This window comes from Kitasatospora sp. NPDC090091, from assembly GCF_044747365.1.
Lineage (GTDB): Bacteria > Actinomycetota > Actinomycetes > Streptomycetales > Streptomycetaceae > Kitasatospora.
This window is the reverse complement of record NZ_JBIVDY010000021.1, coordinates 1-17,903: the sequence shown is the minus strand read 5'-3', so window position 1 is coordinate 17,903 and position 17,903 is coordinate 1. Positions and strand designations below refer to the sequence as shown.

Genomic DNA, 17,903 nt, shown 5'->3' with positions numbered 1-17,903 from the left:
CACCCATGGCTGAACTGGTGTTCTTCTCGGGCACGATGGACTGCGGCAAGTCGACGCTCGCGCTCCAGATGGACCACAACCACGCCGCCCGCGGCCGACAGGGGATCATCCTCACCCGTCACGACCGGGCCGGTGCGGCCACCATCTCCAGCCGGCTGGGCCTGCGTGCGGAGGCGGTCGAGGTCGCGGACGACTTCGACTTCCACGCCCATGTGGTGCACCGGCTCTCGGCCGGCGGCCGGGTGGACTACCTGATCTGCGACGAGGCCCAGTTCTTCGCCGCCGAGCAGGTCGACCAGCTGGCCCGGGTGGTGGACGAACTCGGCATCGACGTCTTCACGTTCGGGATCACCACGGACTTCCGGACCAGGCTCTTCCCCGGCTCGCAGCGGCTGATCGAGCTCGCCGACCGGGTCGAGGTGCTCCAGGTCGAGGCGCTCTGCTGGTGCGGCGCGCGGGCCACCCACAACGCCCGCACGGTGGGCGGCGTGATGGTGGTCGAGGGCGCCCAGGTCGTGATCGGCGACATCTCGGTGAGGGAGGACGAGGTCGGCTACGAGGTGCTCTGCCGCCGCCACCACCGCCGGCGGCTGACCGCCGCCACCGCCCGTGCCTCGGTGCTCTCCCCGGACGTGCTCCCGTTCGAGGAGCAGCAGGCCTGAGACCCGGGAAGCCCTTCTCAGGGCTCCAGGACCGAGAAGTGGCCGCCCTGCGGGTCGGCCAGCCGCGCGGCCCGGCCGCGCGCCGTCGGGTGCGGCTCCACCAGCACCCGGCCGCCGAGATCGACCGCCCGACGCGCCGTCAACCCGGCGTCCCGGACGGCGAAGTGGACCCGCCAGCGCGGCGGGTGCCCGCGCAGCTCGCTGCCGGGGCGCAGGCCCGCCACCGGCCGCCCGTCCACCAGCAGTGCGGACCCGCCGTCGGCGGCGGCGACCGGCCGCCCCAGCACCGTGCCGTAGAAGGCCGAGGCGCCCGCCTCGTCCGGGGTGAGCAGTTCGGCCCAGGCGGGCCCGCCGGGCTCGGGGCCGGCCTCCCGGCCGGTGTGCTCCTCGCCCTGCCAGAGGCCGAAGACCGCGCCGGACACGTCGGCCGCGATCGCCAGCCGCCCGGCCCGTTCGGCCTGGAGGGGGCCGACCGCGACCGTGCCGCCGCACTCGCGCACCAACTGGGCCGTCCGGTCGGCGCTGTCCACGGCGAAGTAGGTGGTCCACTGCACGGGGAAGCCCGTCACCGACGAGACGCCGAGCCCGGCCACCGGCTCCCCGGCAGACTCGGCCCGCACGTAGTCGCCGAGCTGGCCGGGGCCGGGCGTGTACGTCCAGCCGAGCAGCTCGCCGTAGAACGCCCGGGCGCCGGCCAGGTCGTCGGTCATCAGGCTGAACCAGCACGGTGTGCCCTGGGCCAGCCGGAGCTTCACCGCAGGCATGCGGGCCTCCTCCTCACGCGGCGGTCGGCGCACGGAGCGGCGCACGTGAGGGTGATGGTTCCACCCTGGCGCACGCCGAACCCCCGGGCCGCGCGGAAAGTCCGGCAAAGACCGGACAAAGAGCGGCGAGTTGGCGGTGCTGCGCGAGAATGGCCGGCATGACCACCTCTTACGACTCCCCGCTGGTTTCTGCGGCCAGTCTGAGCGAGGCGCTGGCCTCGTCCCGCCCGCCGGTCCTGCTCGACGTGCGCTGGCAGCTCGGCGGCCCGCCCGGTATCGAGGACTACGCGCTCGGCCACCTGCCCGGCGCGCACTTCGTCGCGCTGGACACCGACCTCGCTGCCCCGGCCGGCCCGCCCGGGCGCGGCGGCCGCCACCCGCTGCCGGACCCGGAGGAGTTCGGTGCCGCGCTGCGCCGCTTCGGGGTCCGCGCGGACCGGCCGGTCGTGGTGTACGACGGCGCCACCTCGATGGCAGCGGCGCGGGCCTGGTGGCTGCTGCGCTGGGCCGGCCATCCGGAGGTGCGGGTGCTGGACGGCGGCTTCGCGGCATGGCAGGCGGCCGGGCTGCCGGTGACCGCCGAGGTGCCGGCGCCGGAGGAGGGTGACTTCAAGCCGGTGCCGGGGCAGCTGCCGACGGTGGACGGCGACGGTGCCGCGGCCTGGGCGCGGAGCGGTCTGCTGCTGGACGCCCGGGCGGGGGAGCGTTACCGGGGCGAGACCGAGCCGATCGATCCGCGGGCCGGGCACGTTCCGGGTGCGGTCTCCGCGCCGACCACCGAGAACGTCGGTCCGGACGGGCGGTTCCGGCCGGCCGCCGAGCTCGCCGAGCGGTTCCGCGCGCTGGGCGCGGGGGAGCCGGAGATCGCGGTGTACTGCGGCTCGGGGGTGACGGCGGCGCACCAGATCCTGGCGCTGGCGGTGGCGGGTCTGCCGGCCACGCTGTACCCGGGTTCGTGGAGCGAGTGGTCGAGCGACGAGAGCCGGCCGGTGGCGGTCACCGACCAGCCGGGCTGAGCCGTACGCGGCGGGCGGGGCGGGGGACCTGCCCCCCGCCCCGCCCGCCGTACGCGTGGTGTTCCGTTACTCCTGTTTCTTGCGCCGGCTGCCGAAGACGATCTCGTCCCAGCTGGGCACGGTGGCCCGGCGCCCGGGGCGGACGCCGTCCGCCTCGGCCTGCCGGTCGGTCGTGCCGACGAGCCGCTCGCGGTGCGGGGCGACGGCGCGCGGCATCAGGATGTCCGCGTACGCCGAGCCGGCTCCGACGGCGGGCGCGGCCGCGGCGGCCGCCTCCTCGCTCTCCTCGGCGACCTCGGCCGGCACCGGCTCGATGGACGGCGGGGCGCCGACCGCGAGGTCGCCGCGGAAGGCGGGGACGACGTCGAGCAGGCTGGTCAGCGAGTCGCGGGACTCCGCGGTGGCCTCGCGGGCCTCGCGCACCTCGCGGCCGGACATGATGCGGTCGGCCGAGGGCCGGTCGATCATCGGGCGGGGCGGCCGGTCCTGGGGGAGCCGGGCGATCCGCGGGATGAACGGGAAGACCGACTCCTCCTCGCGCTCGACGTTCTCGCCGATCAGCGCGCGGGCCTCGTCGTCGTTGGGCTGGACCAGGCGCCGGGGCGGGTCGTAGGTCCAGGACGCGGAGCGGCCCTCGCCGTCGGCGCGGTAGGAGAGGATGACCTCCCACGTGCCGTCGTCGCGGCGCCAGGAGTCCCAGCGCTCGGTGTCCTTCTCGGCGCCGCGCAGCGCGAGCCGCTCGGCGACGGCCTCGCCGAGCTGCGGGCCGGGGGACTCGCCGTGCCGGCGGATCGCGGTCTTGCGGGCCCGCTCGGCCATGAAGGCGCGCTCGGCGAGCACCGGCCCCTCGAAGCGGCGGACCCGGTCGACGGAGATGCCGGCGGCCTGCGCGACCTCCTCGGCGGAGGCACCGGCTCGTATCCGCGCCTGGATGTCACGGGGGCGGAGGTGGCTCTCGACCTCGATCTCGATCTGGCCGAGGCGGGGGCGGTCGCCCCGGATGGCGGCGCGCAGCCGCTCGTCGATGGGGAGGGTGTACTCCGTGCTGTCGGCAGCCTTGAGCACCAGCCGTGTGCCGTCGTTGCTGACGGCCACAACCCGCAGTTCGGGCACGGTTACCTCCCGGGTGGTGCCTGCCGACGTCACCTGCGTCGCTGCTCCCGTACTGAGTGTGGCCTGCCCGCTCGCGACTGGCCACAACCTTGCTGAGTTCCCCGGCGTGTCGGGCTTACGCCCGGGCGCGCCGCTGTGGCACGGTTGCCTTTTTGCCACGCCATCCGTCGACGTCGCGCCTGGGTGTCCCGGCCGTCCTCGCACGAGCAGTGAACGCGACGATCCGGGACGGACGTCGCCGTGCGTGCCCGCTCCGTGGCTCTTCGTCAAGCTGCCGGTTGATGGGCAGTCGACAAGTCGACCCAGGGCTCAGGCTTTACGAACAGTACTCCATTCGTGGCATCCAAAGGGGCGGCTCGCCGCTCAAGTCTCCCGCGATTCACGGGAATCTCAAGAGCGCACTCCCCCAATGGCCGACGGCCGACCACGGAACGGTGATCATCTTCACATATATCTCCCGTCTGCAACCGCATTTTCGTCCCTTGTGTCCTTCTTTGGGCAAGATGGAGTGACTTGTTCGAAGGACAGTCGTACTGACGAGGGATGTCGATGCCGCAGCAGAAGGCCGCCGCCGAGGAGGAGGAGAAGGAAGGTCGCAGGCGAATTGATCTGAGTGTGGCTCAGGTCTCCGCCAGTGCACTCGCCGCCGTGGTGGGGGCGGTGCTCGCGTCCGAACTCGGCGTCTACGGCACCATTCTGGGCGCCGCGGTGGTGAGTGTCGGTGCGACCACGGGCAGTGCGGTCTTCCAACACCTCTTCAGACGCACCGGGGAGCAGCTGCGCGAGGCGGTGGAGCGGACCGGGCCCGGGGCGGAGGTGAACGCGCTGCGCCAGGTGCCGGCCGGAGCGGTGCCCGAGTCGGCCGGGGCGGTGTCCGGGCCGGCGGTCGCGGCGGGCTCCGCGACGGGGCGGCCGCGGATCTCCTCGGAGTGGAACGAGCCCCGGGTGGTGCGGGCGCGCCGGCGGTGGACGTGGAAGACCTTCGCGGCGGTGTCCGGCCTGGTGTTCGTGCTGGCCATGACGCCGATCGTCGCCTTCGAACTGGCCACCGGTCAGCCGGTGTCGGCGACGGTGCAGGGGGAGTCGGGCAGCGGCACCTCGTTCGGCGGCACGGTCGCCCCGAAGCCGTCGGGTCCCTCGGAGCGTTCGGACCGGCCGGATCCGTCCGGCCCGTCGAAGCCGGCCGGTGCTCCGGCCGGTGCCCCGTCGGGCGGCTCCGGTTCTTCCGGTGCTCCGTCGGGTGCTCCGTCGCCGGGCGGTGGCGGCTCGTCGCCGTCGGCCGGGCGGGGTGACGCCGCCCCGCCCTCGGCCGCTCCGAGCGGGAGCCCGAGTGCCGGTGGCTCCTCGCCGTCGGCGGGCGGGAGCCCGTCGCCGACCGCCGGTCCGACGGGCGGGGTGTCGCCGAGCGGTGGCGCGTCCAAACCGGCCGGCGGGTCGACCCCGCAGTCGCCGGCCCCGAGCGGGGCGGCCGCACCGGCCGCGTCCGCCGCCCCGGCGCCGACCGGGGGCTGACGCGACTCAGGCGCCCAGCACCCGGCGCAGGTAGTCGTTGCCGAAGACACGCTGCGGGTCGACCTCGTCCCGCAGCGTGGTGAAGTCGGCGAAGTGGGGGTAGACCCCGGCGAGGTAGCCGGCGTCGCGGGTGTGCAGCTTGCCCCAGTGCGGGCGGCCGCGGTGGGCCGTCATCAGCTTCTCCACCTCGGTGAAGTAGCCCTGCTCGGCGGAGCCCCGGTAGAGGTGTACGGCGATGTAGGCGCTGTCGCGGCCGTTGGCGGTGGAGAGCCAGAGGTCGTCGGCCGGCGCGAACCGCACCTCGACCGGGAAGCTGATCCGCCAGTCGGAGCGCTCGACCATGGCCTTCAGTTCGCGCAGCACCTCGCCGACGGCCTCGCGCGGCACCGCGTACTCCATCTCCGTGAAGCGGACCTTCCGCGGGCTGGTGTACACCTTGTACGCGGTGTCGGTGTAGCTGCGGTCCGACCAGGCGCGGCTGGCCAGTGACGCGATCGCGGGAACGGTGGCGGGGAAGCGCCGGCCGATCCGGCAGGCGCCCTCCCAGACGGTGTTCGAGAGGAAGTCGTCCTCCAGCCATTCCTTGAACCGGGGGAGCGGGGCGGCCGGGCCCTGGCTGCGGTTGTTCCGCTTGGTGGAGCAGCGGTCGGTGTGCGGGAACCAGTAGAACTCGAAGTGCTCGTTGACGGCGGTGAGATCGTCCAGCCGGTCGAGCACTTCGTCGAAGCGCATCGGCTGTTCGTGCGCGGTGAGCAGGAACGCCGGTTCGACCGCGAAGGTGAGTGCGGTGATCACGCCGAGGGCGCCGAGGCCGAGCCGGGCGCCCTGGAAGAGCCGCGGATTCTCGGTGGGGGAGCAGTGGCGGATGCTGCCGTCGGCGAGGACGATCTCCAGCGACCGGATCTGGGCGGCGAGCGAGCCGGAGTCCCGGCCGGTGCCGTGGGTGCCGGTGCTGGTCGCGCCGGCGACGGTCTGCACCTCGATGTCGCCCATGTTGGTGAGCGAGAGCCCGGCGGTGGTGAGCAGCCGGTTGAGCCGGGCCAGCGGGAGGCCGGCCTCGACGGTGACGGTGCCGGCCTCGCGGTCGACCGCCCGGACGGCGGTCATCGCGTGCGGGCGGACGAGGACGCCGTCGCCGGCCGAGGCGATCGAGGTGAAGGAATGGCCGGAACCGACCGCCTTGACGGTGCGGCCCTGGTCGGCGGCGCGCAGGATCTCCTTGGCCAGCTCCTCCGCGGTCCCGGGAGTGGCCACCCGGGACGGGTGGGCGCTCTGGTTGCCGGCCCAGTTGGTCCAGCGGGTGCGGGGTGCGGTACTGGCCTGGGGCATTGCGGTTGCCTCCTGCTCCGCGGCCGAACGGTGTCGGCTCGCTCCGGGGCGGCCGGCCCGCCCTGCGGTCTCCCTACCCGCGGGTAGGGCCACGGGTAGGGAGAGAGTAGTCAGTTCACCGTTCGAGGTCTACGGTCTGTCCGGCCGGCTCGGGGGCGCCGGGAGCGGCGATCCCGGACTGCAGGCGGCGCAGTCCGGCGAGGGCGACGAGGACGCCGAACGCCCCGGCGACCAGGGGCACCCAGTATCCGCCGGCCGCGCCGGCGGCGTCGACCACCCAGCCGCCGGCCGCGGAGCCGAACGCGACGCCGATTGCGAGCCCGGTGGTGGTCCAGGCCATGCCCTCGGTCAGCTGGGAGGCCGGGACGAGGCGTTCGACCAGGGCCATCGCGGAGATCAGGGTGGGGGAGATGGCGACGCCGGCGATCAGCAGGGCGGCACCGACGGCGAGCAGGCCGGTCATGCCCTGCACGGTCGAGGCGACCAGCAGGACCGGGATCATGCTGAGCGCCATCATCAGCACCCCGGCGAAGAAACGGTTCGCCAGCGAGCCCTTCGGCTTGAGGGTGCCGTAGACCATGCCGGCCAGGCCGGAGCCGAGCGCCCACACGGCGAGGACCGTGCCGGCGAGCCCCTCGTGGCCCTGGGCCTTGGCGAACGCGACGGTGACGATCTCGACCGAGCCGAAGATCGCGCCGGTGGCGATGAAGGTCAGCACCAGGACGACCAGGCCGCCGTTGCGGATGGCGCTGCTGCTGGTGTGGGCGGACGCCGGGTGGACCGGCGGTTCGGTGCGGCGCTGGGCGGTGAACAGGGCGATGCCGACGGTGAACGCGACGACGGCTGCGAGCACGCCGGACTCGGGGAAGGCGTTGGTGGCCAGACTGACGGCGACGATGGGGCCGACCATGAAGCAGAACTCGTCGACCACCGCTTCGAGGGAGTAGGCGGTGTGCAGCTTGGCCGGTTCGTCCCGGTAGAGGTGGGCCCAGCGGGCGCGGACCATCGCGCCGGCGCTGGGCATCACGCCCATGCCGACGGCGAACAGGAACAGCGTCCAGGCCGGTGCCTCGAAGTGTGCGCAGAGCAGCAGCCCGATCGCGGCGACCACGGTGAGCGCGGCGGCGGGGCGGGCGACCCTTCGCTGTCCGTGGCGGTCGATCAGCCAGGAGACCGCCGGGCCCAGCACGCCGGCGGCGATCGCCAGCGTGGCCGACACCGCGCCCGCCACGCCGAACGACCCCCTCTGCTCGGAGAGCATGGTCACGATGCCGATGCCGGTCATCGATATCGGCAGCCGGGCTATGAAGCCGGCGGACGAGAAGGCCAGACTGCCGGGGGCGGCGAAGATCTGGCGGTAGCTGGACAGCACGGGGGAGCTCCGCGGGGGTAAGGAACGAGGCTGATCAACACAGCTTACGTACCTTGGCAATCGGTATTTTCCGGACACCTCACGCGGCCCTGTCCGCGCGGTCCGGCCCCTCAATGGCAGGATCGGTCCCATGTCCGACGTGCGCAATCCCTCGCCCTCCGGCGCCGCTCCGGTCGCGGCCCCGCCGTACGACGCCCTGCTGCTGCTCTCCTTCGGCGGGCCCGAGGCCCCGGAGGACGTGGTGCCCTTCCTGGAGAACGTCACCCGGGGCCGGGGCATCCCCAAGGAGCGGCTCAAGGAGGTGGGCAAGCACTACTTCATGTTCGGCGGTGTGAGCCCGATCAACGAGCAGAACCGGGAACTGCTGGCCGCGCTGCGCAAGGACTTCGCCGAGCACGGCCTGGACCTGCCGGTCTACTGGGGGAACCGCAACTGGGCGCCGTACCTGGTCGACACCCTGCGGGAGATCGCCGCCGACGGGCACCGCCGCGTCGCCGTCCTCGCCACCAGCGCCTACGCCGGCTACTCCGGCTGCCGCCAGTACCGGGAGAACCTCGCCGACGCGCTGGCGACGCTCGCAGAGGAGGGGCTGCCCGCCCTGCGGGTCGACAAGCTGCGCCACTTCTACAACCACCCCGGCTTCGTCGAGCCGATGATCGACGCCACCATGGCCGCCCTGGAGGGGCTGCCCGCGGAGGTCCGGGACGGCGCCCGGCTGGCGTTCACCACCCACTCCGTCCCGGAGACCATGGCGGAGAGCTCCGGCGACCCGGAGGACCCGGCCCGCGGCCGGCCCGGCGGCGCCTACGTCGCCCAGCACCTGGACGTCGCCCAACTGATCGCCGCGGCCGTCGCGGAACGCACCGGCGTCGCCGGCCGCCGCTGCGAGCTGGTGTTCCAGAGCCGCAGCGGCGCCCCGCACATCCCGTGGCTGGAGCCCGACATCTGCGACCACCTGGAGGCGGAGCACGCCGACGGCGCGCCCGCCGTGGTGATGGTCCCGATCGGCTTCGTCTCCGACCACATGGAGGTCAAGTACGACCTGGACACCGAGGCGGTGGCGAAGGCCACCGAGCTCGGCCTGCCGGTCGCCCGCGCCGCCACCGTCGGCGCCGACCCGCGGTTCACCGCCGCGGTGCGCGAGCTCGTCCTGGAGCGGGCCGCCGCCGAGCGCGGCGAGGCCGTGACCCGGTGCGCCGTCGGGAGGCGCGGTCCCAGCCACGACGTCTGCGCGGTGGCCTGCTGCCCCAACCCGCGCGCCCCGCGCCCGGCCGTCGCCGAGCGCTGACGACCCCGTTCGAGCCGACGACCCCGTCCCGAGGAGGACCCCGTGCCCAGCCCCGAACTGCTCGACGAACTGCTCGACGTCGCCCTGGACGCCGCCCGGCAGGCGGGCACCCTGCTGCGCGACGGCCGGCCCGCCGACCTGGGCGTGGCGGGGACCAAGAGCAGCCCGGTCGACGTGGTCACCGAGATGGACCTCGCCTCCGAGAAGCTGATCGTCGAGCTGATCGGCGACCGCCGCCCGGCGGACGGCTACCTCGGCGAGGAGGGCGCCGAGCGGCCCGGCACCAGCGGGGTCCGGTGGGTCGTCGACCCGCTCGACGGCACCGTCAACTACCTGTACGGGCTGCCCTCCTGGGCCGTCAGCGTGGCCGCCGAGATCGACGGCCGGGCGGTCGTCGGCGTGGTGTACGCGCCGGCCCGCGGGGAGCTGTTCCAGGCGGTCCTCGGCCGCGGAGCCCTCCTGGACGGCCGTCCGGTCGCGGCCCGCCAGGCCCCGCCGTGGGGCCAGGCGCTGATCGCCACCGGCTTCAACTACGTCCGCGAGGTACGGGTCCGGCAGGCCGCGATCCTGCTCGCGCTGATGCCGGAGGTCCGCGACATCCGCCGGGGCGGGGCCGCCGCCGTCGACCTGTGCGACGTGGCCGCGGGCCGCCTGGACGGCTACTACGAGCGCGGGCTCGCCCCCTGGGACCGCGCCGCGGGCTGCCTGATCGCCGCCGAGGCCGGCGCCCTGGTCGGCGGCCGCCCGGGGCACGGCCCCGACGGCGACCTCACCGTCGCGGCCGCGCCCGGCGTCTACGAGCCGCTCCAGGAGCGCCTGGCCGAGCTCCGCGCCTGGGCGGACTGACGTCACCGCGGGGCACTCGTCACCGAGTGCCCCGCGGGCGAACGAAGAGCCCTGGCATACGGGGGATGCCAGGGCTTGGGATCTCGCACGGCCCCCACAGGGCCGCTGGTGCCGGAGGACCGGCGTCGGGTCGGGCGGGTCGGGCGGTTCAGGCCGCGGTGCGGTGGCGCTCCAGCACCGTGTCGACGCCGTGTTCGGCGGCGAGCCGGCGGAGATCGTCCAGCTCGGACTGCTCCACCTCGGCCAGGAACTCGTCCCCGGCCTCGATCGCGCGGTGCAGATCCTGCTCGGCATTGGCTATGCGCTGCAGGATTCCGGCGGTGAAGGCGTCCATACGGGCCCCCTTACTGTGTCGGACGTGCACGTTGTGCGTCCCCCGCCCCAGGGTCGTGGTGGCCAGCGGAAGCGCCCGGTCCGGTCGGTGGTGAGCTCCGGACGGGCGCGGAGACGGCCCTCGGCCGCGCTCCCGGTGACGCCCCAACCCCAGGGCCGGCGCGGATGAACGCACGGCGGGTGGGTGCGATCGGCCAACAGCCAGATCGCGGGTGTGCACCTGTCCTCCCCGCCCCCGGCCCGGGGAAACCTCCCACCGCGAGAAAGTTGCCTGTGTCACAGGCCAAGCGGAGTGCTCCGGGTGCGAATCGCGCCCCGGGCGGTGATCACGGCGGTCGGCGCCCGCCCGGCGCCCCTGCCTCCGGGGCAGCTTATCGCTGCTTTACCGCGGGACCAGGCAGGATGGAGGCACCGTCGGAGCCGTGCGTCCGCTTCCGGGGCCGGCCTGGAGAAGGGACAACGACCGTGCGGGTTCTCGTCGTCGAGGACGAGCAGCTGCTCGCCGAGGCCGTCGCGACCGGCCTGCGCCGCGAGGCGATGGCCGTCGACGTGGTGTACGACGGGGAGGCCGCGCTCCAGCGCATCGCGGTCAACGACTACGACGTGGTGGTCCTCGACCGGGACCTGCCGCTGGTCCACGGGGACGACGTCTGCCGCAGCGTGGTCGAGCAGGGCCTGGCCACCCGCGTGATCATGCTGACCGCCTCAGGTGACATCAGCGACCGGGTCGAGGGCCTGGAGATCGGCGCCGACGACTACCTCCCGAAGCCGTTCGCCTTCAGCGAGCTGGTCGCCCGGGTCAGGGCGCTGGGCCGCCGCGCGACCGTCCCGCTGCCGCCGGTGCTGGAGCGCGCCGGCATCTCGCTCGACCCCGGCCGCCGCGAGGTGATCCGCGACGGGCGGACCGTCCAGCTGGCCCCCAAGGAGTTCGCCGTCCTGGAGGTGCTGATGCGGGCCGGCGGTGCCGTCGTCTCCGCCGAGCAACTGCTGGAGAAGGCCTGGGACGAGCACACCGACCCGTTCACCAACGTCGTCCGGGTCACCGTGATGACGCTGCGCCGCAAGCTCGGCGACCCGCCGGTGATCGTCACCGTCCCCGGTTCCGGCTACCGGATCTGACCCCTCCGGCCACCGCGCCGGACCCACCGCGCCCGCCGCCCGGCGGACGCCCCGAGAGGAACACCATGACCACCCCGCCCCCGGCCGGCGGGCCCTCCGGCGCGCCCGCCGGCGGCTCGCGCGCCGTCCCGCCCAAGCCCGCCCCGCCCAAGCCCGCCCCGCCGAAGCCGGTCCCGCCCAAGCCCGCGCACCTGCCGCGGGTTCCCCGGCTGCACTCCGCGTCACGCGAGACCTACGTCCCCGGTGACGGCATGCTCGCCTGGCTGCCGTTCCGCCCCACCATCCGGATGCGGCTCACCCTGCTCTACGGCGGGATGTTCCTGATGGCCGGGGTGGTGCTGCTGCTCCTGATGTACTTCTTCGTCCGGCAGGCCCTGCACGACGTCGCGCCGCCGTCCTTCGTGTTCGGCAAGGACATCACCGTCAACGGTGTGCCGATGACCAGCGAGCAGTTCAACCAGTACCTCGCCAACCGGCACGACCTGGCGTCCAACTCGGCCCTCAACACCCTGCTGCGCAAGTCCCTCACGGTGCTGGTCTGCCTGGCCGTGATCGCCTTCGTGGCCGGCTACGCGATGGCCGGCCGGGTGCTGCGCCCGCTCGGGCGGATCACCCGCACCGCCCGCGAGGTGGCCTCCTCCGACCTGCACCGCAGGATCGAGCTGGACGGGCCGGACGACGAGCTCAAGGAGCTCGCCGACACCTTCGACGACATGCTGGACCGGCTCGACCGCTCCTTCGACTCCCAGCGCCGCTTCGTCGCCAACGCCTCGCACGAGCTGCGCACCCCGCTGGCGATCAACCGCACCCTGCTGGAGGTCCAGCTCTCCGACCCCGCCGCCTCGCCCGACCTCCAGCAGCTCGGCAAGACCCTGCTGGCCACCAACGAGCGCAGCGAGCAGCTGGTCGAGGGCCTGCTGCTGCTCGCCCGCAGCGAGAACGAGCTGACCGACCGCCGCGCGGTGGAGCTCTCCGAGGTGGCCACCCGGGCGCTGGAGCAGACCCGGGCCGAGGCCGGCAAGCGCGAGGTGGAGCTGCGCTCCGAACCCGGCCCGGCCGTGGTCGCCGGCAACGGCGTGCTGCTGGAGCGCCTCGCGCTCAACCTGCTGCAGAACGCCGTGCGCTACAACACCGCCGGCGGCTGGGTGGAGATCACCACCGCCGCGGTGCCCGGCGGCGGGGGCGAGCTGGTGGTGTCCAACACCGGCCCGGTCGTCCCCGGCTACGAACTGGAGCACATCTTCGAGCCGTTCCGCCGGGTGAAGGGCGCCGACCGGACCCGCAGCGACAAGGGGGTCGGTCTCGGCCTCTCCATCGTCCGCTCGGTGGTCCGCGCGCACGGAGGCACCGTCGAGGCCACTCCGCGCGCCGGTGGCGGCCTCACCATGCGGGTGCGTATCCCGGGAGCCTGACCGCCTCCGCAGGGCCCTCCTCGGCCCGTTACGCCGTCCGGGTGCGCCGCGCTCCGTGCGCCGACCGGTTCCGCCGCCCCCGTCAGGCCTGTCAAGACGACATAAGGCCTGGCGGGGGCGGCTTGTCATTTCCGGTCCGGGCAACTTACGGTGTCGTAACCTACGCAACCGTAAGTGCGTCCCGACAGAGCGCCTCCCGCGCCCGCCCCCAACGCGCCCGTCCCCGTGCGTGCCGTACCCCAGGAGCAAGACTCGTGACCATCGCCCCCGTGCAGCGCACCGCCTCGCTCGGTTCGAGCGCCTGGACCGACGCGCGACTGATCATGGCCCTCGAAGAGGTGGTGGAGAAGGAGCTCAACCGCCACCTGAAGGTCGCCAAGGACTGGATGCCGCACGAGTTCGTCCCGTGGAGCCAGGGCCGCGACTTCGACGGCGTGCTGGGCGGCGAGGCCTGGTCGGTGGAGCAGTCCAAGGTCACCCCGCTCGGGCGGATCTCGCTCGTGGTCAACCTGCTGACCGAGGACAACCTCCCCAGCTACCACCACGAGATCGCCACCATGTTCGGCCGCGAGGGCGCCTGGGGCACCTGGGTGCACCGCTGGACCGCGGAGGAGGGCCGGCACGGCATAGCCATCCGGGACTACCTGCTCGCCACCCGCGCCGTCGACCCGAACGAGCTGGAGCGGGCCCGGATGGCCCACATGTCGGAGGGCTTCGAGTCCGACAACTCGCACAGCATGCTGCAGTCGGTCGCCTACGTGGCCTTCCAGGAGCTCGCCACCCGCATCTCGCACCGCAACACCGGGCACTTCGCCGGCGACCCGCTCTGCGACCAGCTGCTCGCGAAGATCGCCAACGACGAGAACCTGCACATGGTCTTCTACCGGAACCTGCTGAAGGCCGCCCTGGAGATCGCCCCCGACCAGGCCATGCGCGCCATCGCCGACGTGGTCACCGACTTCCGGATGCCCGGCCACGGCATCCCCGGCTTCGAGCGGGCCGCCGCCCAGATCGCCATCGGCGGCGTCTACAACCTGCGCATCCACCACGACGACGTGCTGCAGCCGGTGCTGCGCCACCTCAAGGTGATGGAGGTCGCCGACCTGGGGCCGACGGGTCAGCAGGCCCAGGACGAGCTCGGCGTCTTCCTCGGCGGCCTGGACGCGCAGGCGCGCAAGTTCGAGGAGCGGCAGGCCGCCCTGCTGGCCCGCCGCGCCGCGCGGGCCGGCGCCCAGTAGCGGGCCCCGACGGCAGCGGTCGGACGGGCCCCGGGCGGGCCCGTCGTCGGCCCTGACCGCAGGAGCGGCCGGACACGAACCGCGGGGTGTCGCGGGCTCGGGATCCGGCTGTTCCGCTTGGGGGGATTTTCCGTGGTTTGCCCCGGAAGATTCGGAACGTGACCAAGGTCACACCGTGTCGCTCCACGAGTCGGCCCGACCTCGGAGCGTGATCATGGTGGATGGCCCCCAGGTTGCCGTGCGTGAGGGAAACCCGGGTCGGCCCCACCGGGGTGGATTGACGCTCCGTGCTGGTGGGCAAGGGAATTGGCAGACGTCGGCGCGGCCGGCGATCACTGTGCGTGTCCGACGGGCGGGCCTCGCTGCCGGGTGACGATGGCCCAGCGTGAGGCCCCCCGAGCCCGAGCGGATCACCCCAACGGACCCCTGGCTGAGTGTCGATTGAGTAACAGGGCTTGAAGTAAGGCAAAATCTCCGCCTCGGGTCGGGCACAAGACCGACCCCCCATGCGTTACGTGCGCTGGAGATACCGCACACCGCACAACCCGGAGGGGGAGAGCGAACAATGGCAACGGACTACGACACCCCACGCAAGACCGATGACGACCTCAACGAGGACAGCATCGAGGAACTGAAGGCTCGACGGAACGAGAAGACCGGCAGCTCGGTCGACGTCGACGAGTTCGAGGCGGCCGAAGGCCTGGAGCTCCCGGGCGCCGACCTCTCGAACGAGGAGCTCTCCGTCCGGGTGCTGCCGCGCCAGGCCGACGAGTTCACCTGCATGAGCTGCTTCCTGGTGCACCACCGCAGCCAGCTGTACAGCGAGAAGAACGGCAACCCGATCTGCCGGGACTGCGGCGCCTGAGCACGAGGGCGGCCATGGTCCGGTCCTCGCGGCCTGCCGCGAGACCGGCACACCGCCCCTTCCGGCCCCGGGCAGCGGGGCCGGACGGCAGTTTCGGCGGCCGTCGAGGCGGACGCACCAGCAGTACGGAGTCGGGTAGTACCGGCGCAGTACCGGGTCTCGCACCGGGTGCCCCTTCGGGCGGCACCCCGGGCGCTACCGGAATCGAAGGGACGGTCCCGCACCGCGGAACCGTCCCTTTCCGTTTTCCGGTTGTCCGGCCCCCGGCCGGTGTCGCGCGGGCCCGCCGGTCGCGCGGGCCGTGCGCTCAGGTGCGGGCGCCGCGCCGGGCCTCCTCCAGCGCCTCGGCCAGCTTCATCGGCGAACGGGTGGAGAGATAGAGGTACGGCGTGGGGTCGGCCGGATCGCTGACCTCGACCCGCAGGGCGGTCGGCACGTAGCTGCGCAGCAGCATGAAGGCGCGCGGGTCGGACTTCGGCCCGCGCCAGGCCACCGCCTCGGCGGGGCTCAGCGGGTGCGCGGAGCCGAGGGCGTCGACCGGGATCCGGGCCTGGCCCGCGACCAGCGAGCCCTGCACCACGCGGATCCGGGCGGAGCCGTAGCTGCTGATCGCGGCCGCGCCGGCGGCGATGCCGACCACCAGCCCGACCAGTGCGCCCACGGCGGTGAGACGCAGCATGATCAACGCGAGCGTGAGCCCGATCGCGACCGGGAGCAACCACCAGGAGCGCGGCACGGTGAGGCGTTCGTCGTACATGACCCCATTGTGGGCGCCGTTACGGCCGGCCCGGGACGCCACCCCCGGAACCAAGCCACCTACCGGTCGGTAGGGTTGTCCGCCGTGACCGGTTCCATATCCCCCACCGCCCCCACCGCGCAGCCGGCGCCGACCCAGCCGCTGTCGCCGACCATGCCCCCGCCGGACGCCGTGCTGCCGTCTCGCGCCCCGGAGGCCCCCGCGCCGGGCACCAGGCTCGGCTCGCACTACGAGCACTGCTTCGGCTGCGGGCCGCAGCACCCCGGCGGTCTCCGGATCGACGCCGTCGCCGGGGAGGGTCTCGACGTCACCGCCGAGCTCACCGTGCGCTCGGAGCACCAGGGCGGCCCCGGCCTCGCCCACGGCGGCCTGCTCACCACCGCGATGGACGAGACGCTCGGCACGCTGAACTGGCTGCTGCACGCCCCGGCCGTCACCGGCCGGCTGGAGACCGACTTCCTCTGCCCCGTCCCGGTCGGCTCGGTGCTGCACCTGCGCGCCTGGGTCACCGGTGTGCACGGCCGCAAGATCTACAGCGCCGGCGAGGCGCGGATCGGCGGGCCGGACGGTCCGGTCGCCGTGCGCGCGCAGGCACTCTTCATCCAGGTGAAGCTGGAACACTTCACCAAGCACGGTCGTCCCGAGGACATCGACAAGGTCCTCGACGACCCGGATCTGATGAAGCGCGCCCGAGCCTTTGAGGTGAATCCTTGAGTAGCACCGCCCGTCCGCCGGTGGACGTCCTGATCAGGCGAATCGACCCCGAGCTGCCGCTCCCCGAGTACGCGCAGCCCGGCGACGCGGGGGCCGACCTGCGCACCACCGTCGACGCCGAGCTGGCCCCCGGTGAGCGGGTCGTCCTGCCCACCGGTGTGGCCATCGCGTTGCCCGACGGCTACGCGGCGTTCGTCCACCCCCGCTCCGGGCTCGCAGCTCGTTGCGGAGTTGCTCTGGTGAACGCCCCGGGGACGGTCGACGCCGGGTACCGTGGAGAGATCAAGGTGATCGTCGTCAACTTGGATCCGCGCGAGGCAGTGACCTTCCGCCGAGGGGACCGGATCGCCCAGCTGGTCATCCAGCAGGTCGAGAAGGCCCGCTTCCACGAGGTGGCGGAGCTGCCCGGGTCGGCACGCGCCGAGGGCGGGTTCGGGTCGACCGGCGGCCACGCCGCGGTCTAGGCTGCCCGCGGCCTCGCAGGAAGCCGAGCAGGTATTCGCATCGGTCTTGGACCGGGAAGGACAGTGACCGTGTTCCGTCGTCGCCAGAAGAGCGAGGACGCTGTCGAGCAGCTCGCCGACGACGCCATCAGCGCCGACGAGACGGCCGATGACGTCGAAGGTTCCGCCGAGAGCGAGAACGTGACCGAGCTGGACCCGGCGGACCGGGTCGGGCTGCCGCCCGCCCCGCGCCCGGACGGTCCGTGGGACTACTCCGAGCTGGAGAAGCCGGAGGAGGGTCGGGTGGACCTCGGGGGCCTGCTGGTCCCCGGTGTCGAGGGCATGGAACTGCGCGTCGAGGTGGCCGGCGACGCGATCGTGGCCGCGACGCTCGTCCTCGGCAACAGCGCCATCCAGCTCCAGGCCTTCGCGGCCCCCAAGTCGGAGGGCATCTGGGGCGAGGTCCGCGAGGAGATCGCCAACGGCATCACCTCGCAGGGCGGCCTCGTCGAGGAGGAGGAGGGCCCGCTGGGCTGGCACCTCCGCGCCCAGGTCCCCGTGCAGCTGCCGGACGGCACCCAGGGTGTCCAGCTGGTGCGCTTCGTCGGCTGCGACGGCCCGCGCTGGTTCCTCCGCGGAGTGATCTCCGGCCAGGCCGCCGTGCAGCCGGAGATGGCCGGAATCCTGGAGCAGGTCTTCCAGCAGACGGTCGTCGTCCGCGGCGAGAGCCCGATGGCGCCGCGCGACCCGATCGTGCTGAAGCTCCCCGAGGACGCCCAGATGGTCGCCGACGGTGGCGGCTCCGCTGCCGCCGGCGAGGGCGACGCCCGTTTCGGTGGCACCTCGCTGGACCCGTTCGCCCGCGGCCCGGAGATCACCGAGGTCCGCTGAGCGACAGCTCGTTGCGTGCGGCTCGCCCCCGTCCGGACACCCGGGCGGGGGCGATTTGCATGTGGCGGGTCGATCCCCGTACAGTTCCGGAGTCGCCGCGAGAGAGCGGGGACAAGCGGAAAGCGAAGTCGGGCGAATGAAACTCCGGAAAACGGAGCGGAAAACGTCTGATAAGCTGGAAACACGAAAGAACGAAGCGCCCGGAGGGCCGGTGTGAAAGCCGCCTGAA

Annotated in this window: 19 protein-coding genes; 11 read left to right on the top strand and 8 right to left on the bottom strand. The window is 73.3% G+C overall.

Annotated elements, in window-relative coordinates; translation table 11 throughout:
* Positions 1 to 5: 5 nt before the first annotated feature.
* Complete coding sequence (locus ACIPSC_RS30330) at positions 6 to 662, top strand: thymidine kinase (RefSeq protein ID WP_400830100.1); 657 nt, start codon at positions 6 to 8, stop codon at positions 660 to 662.
* A gap of 17 nt (positions 663 to 679) precedes the next feature.
* Here ACIPSC_RS30330 and ACIPSC_RS30325 read toward each other — a convergent pair whose 3' ends face one another.
* The gene (locus ACIPSC_RS30325) at positions 680 to 1,426 is read right to left on the bottom strand and encodes a VOC family protein (RefSeq protein ID WP_400830098.1); all 747 of its coding nucleotides are present in this window, start codon (positions 1,424 to 1,426) and stop codon (positions 680 to 682) included.
* A gap of 158 nt (positions 1,427 to 1,584) precedes the next feature.
* Here ACIPSC_RS30325 and ACIPSC_RS30320 point away from each other — a divergent pair, with 158 nt between their 5' ends.
* Positions 1,585 to 2,442, top strand: coding sequence for a sulfurtransferase (locus tag ACIPSC_RS30320; RefSeq protein ID WP_400830096.1), 858 nt, complete (start codon positions 1,585 to 1,587; stop codon positions 2,440 to 2,442).
* 66 nt (positions 2,443 to 2,508) lie between these two features.
* Here the strand turns inward: ACIPSC_RS30320 and sepH are convergent, their stop codons facing one another.
* The 5 genes from sepH to ACIPSC_RS30295 all read right to left on the bottom strand — a co-directional run bounded on the left by sepH (position 2,509) and on the right by ACIPSC_RS30295 (position 7,768).
* Positions 2,509 to 3,588 carry a septation protein SepH gene (gene sepH, locus ACIPSC_RS30315; protein WP_400830094.1) on the bottom strand — a complete coding sequence of 360 codons (1,080 nt, stop codon included), beginning with the start codon at positions 3,586 to 3,588 and terminating at the stop codon, positions 2,509 to 2,511.
* Positions 3,589 to 4,238: 650 nt separating this feature from the next.
* The gene (locus ACIPSC_RS30310) at positions 4,239 to 4,574 is read right to left on the bottom strand and encodes a hypothetical protein (RefSeq protein ID WP_400830092.1); all 336 of its coding nucleotides are present in this window, start codon (positions 4,572 to 4,574) and stop codon (positions 4,239 to 4,241) included.
* 33 nt (positions 4,575 to 4,607) lie between these two features.
* The gene (locus tag ACIPSC_RS30305; protein ID WP_400830090.1) at positions 4,608 to 4,976 is read right to left on the bottom strand and encodes a hypothetical protein; all 369 of its coding nucleotides are present in this window, start codon (positions 4,974 to 4,976) and stop codon (positions 4,608 to 4,610) included.
* A gap of 97 nt (positions 4,977 to 5,073) precedes the next feature.
* Positions 5,074 to 6,396: a D-arabinono-1,4-lactone oxidase gene (locus ACIPSC_RS30300; protein ID WP_400830088.1), complete on the bottom strand. Its 1,323-nt coding sequence runs from the start codon at positions 6,394 to 6,396 to the stop codon at positions 5,074 to 5,076.
* 115 nt (positions 6,397 to 6,511) lie between these two features.
* Positions 6,512 to 7,768 (bottom strand): MFS transporter, encoded by a 1,257-nt coding sequence (locus ACIPSC_RS30295; protein ID WP_400830084.1) that lies wholly within the window; start codon positions 7,766 to 7,768, stop codon positions 6,512 to 6,514.
* Between the two features lie 130 nt (positions 7,769 to 7,898).
* Between ACIPSC_RS30295 and ACIPSC_RS30290 the strand changes: the two genes are divergently transcribed.
* Positions 7,899 to 9,056: a ferrochelatase gene (locus ACIPSC_RS30290; protein ID WP_400830082.1), complete on the top strand. Its 1,158-nt coding sequence runs from the start codon at positions 7,899 to 7,901 to the stop codon at positions 9,054 to 9,056.
* Between the two features lie 42 nt (positions 9,057 to 9,098).
* The gene (locus ACIPSC_RS30285; protein WP_400830080.1) at positions 9,099 to 9,902 is read left to right on the top strand and encodes an inositol monophosphatase family protein; all 804 of its coding nucleotides are present in this window, start codon (positions 9,099 to 9,101) and stop codon (positions 9,900 to 9,902) included.
* A gap of 148 nt (positions 9,903 to 10,050) precedes the next feature.
* Here ACIPSC_RS30285 and ACIPSC_RS30280 read toward each other — a convergent pair whose 3' ends face one another.
* The gene (locus ACIPSC_RS30280; RefSeq protein WP_030301315.1) at positions 10,051 to 10,236 is read right to left on the bottom strand and encodes a hypothetical protein; all 186 of its coding nucleotides are present in this window, start codon (positions 10,234 to 10,236) and stop codon (positions 10,051 to 10,053) included.
* A 464-nt stretch (positions 10,237 to 10,700) separates the two neighbouring features.
* On the opposite strand from ACIPSC_RS30280, the gene ACIPSC_RS30275 reads away from it, so the two are divergent.
* The 4 genes from ACIPSC_RS30275 (at position 10,701) to ACIPSC_RS30260 (ending at position 14,869) form a co-directional block, all read left to right on the top strand.
* Positions 10,701 to 11,354 carry a response regulator transcription factor gene (locus ACIPSC_RS30275; protein WP_400830078.1) on the top strand — a complete coding sequence of 218 codons (654 nt, stop codon included), beginning with the start codon at positions 10,701 to 10,703 and terminating at the stop codon, positions 11,352 to 11,354.
* 65 nt (positions 11,355 to 11,419) lie between these two features.
* Positions 11,420 to 12,766, top strand: a complete 1,347-nt coding sequence (locus tag ACIPSC_RS30270; protein ID WP_400830076.1) for a sensor histidine kinase — start codon at positions 11,420 to 11,422, stop codon at positions 12,764 to 12,766.
* A 254-nt stretch (positions 12,767 to 13,020) separates the two neighbouring features.
* Entirely contained in the window at positions 13,021 to 14,004 is a 984-nt protein-coding gene (locus tag ACIPSC_RS30265) for an acyl-ACP desaturase (RefSeq protein ID WP_400830073.1), read from the top strand.
* 565 nt (positions 14,005 to 14,569) lie between these two features.
* On the top strand, positions 14,570 to 14,869 hold the full coding sequence (locus tag ACIPSC_RS30260; RefSeq protein WP_148642658.1) for a DUF4193 domain-containing protein: 300 nt from the start codon (positions 14,570 to 14,572) through the stop codon (positions 14,867 to 14,869).
* A gap of 307 nt (positions 14,870 to 15,176) precedes the next feature.
* Here the strand turns inward: ACIPSC_RS30260 and ACIPSC_RS30255 are convergent, their stop codons facing one another.
* Positions 15,177 to 15,626, bottom strand: coding sequence for a DUF3093 domain-containing protein (locus ACIPSC_RS30255; protein WP_400830071.1), 450 nt, complete (start codon positions 15,624 to 15,626; stop codon positions 15,177 to 15,179).
* 153 nt (positions 15,627 to 15,779) lie between these two features.
* On the opposite strand from ACIPSC_RS30255, the gene ACIPSC_RS30250 reads away from it, so the two are divergent.
* From ACIPSC_RS30250 to ACIPSC_RS30240, 3 genes are all read left to right on the top strand, one after another.
* Positions 15,780 to 16,340, top strand: coding sequence for a PaaI family thioesterase (locus ACIPSC_RS30250; RefSeq protein ID WP_400830347.1), 561 nt, complete (start codon positions 15,780 to 15,782; stop codon positions 16,338 to 16,340).
* Positions 16,337 to 16,804 carry a dUTP diphosphatase gene (gene dut / locus ACIPSC_RS30245; protein WP_400830068.1) on the top strand — a complete coding sequence of 156 codons (468 nt, stop codon included), beginning with the start codon at positions 16,337 to 16,339 and terminating at the stop codon, positions 16,802 to 16,804. The genes ACIPSC_RS30250 and dut overlap by 4 nt, the downstream gene beginning before the upstream one ends.
* Before the next feature lie 69 nt (positions 16,805 to 16,873).
* Positions 16,874 to 17,674, top strand: a complete 801-nt coding sequence (locus ACIPSC_RS30240; protein ID WP_395294095.1) for a DUF3710 domain-containing protein — start codon at positions 16,874 to 16,876, stop codon at positions 17,672 to 17,674.
* Positions 17,675 to 17,903: the final 229 nt, after the last annotated feature.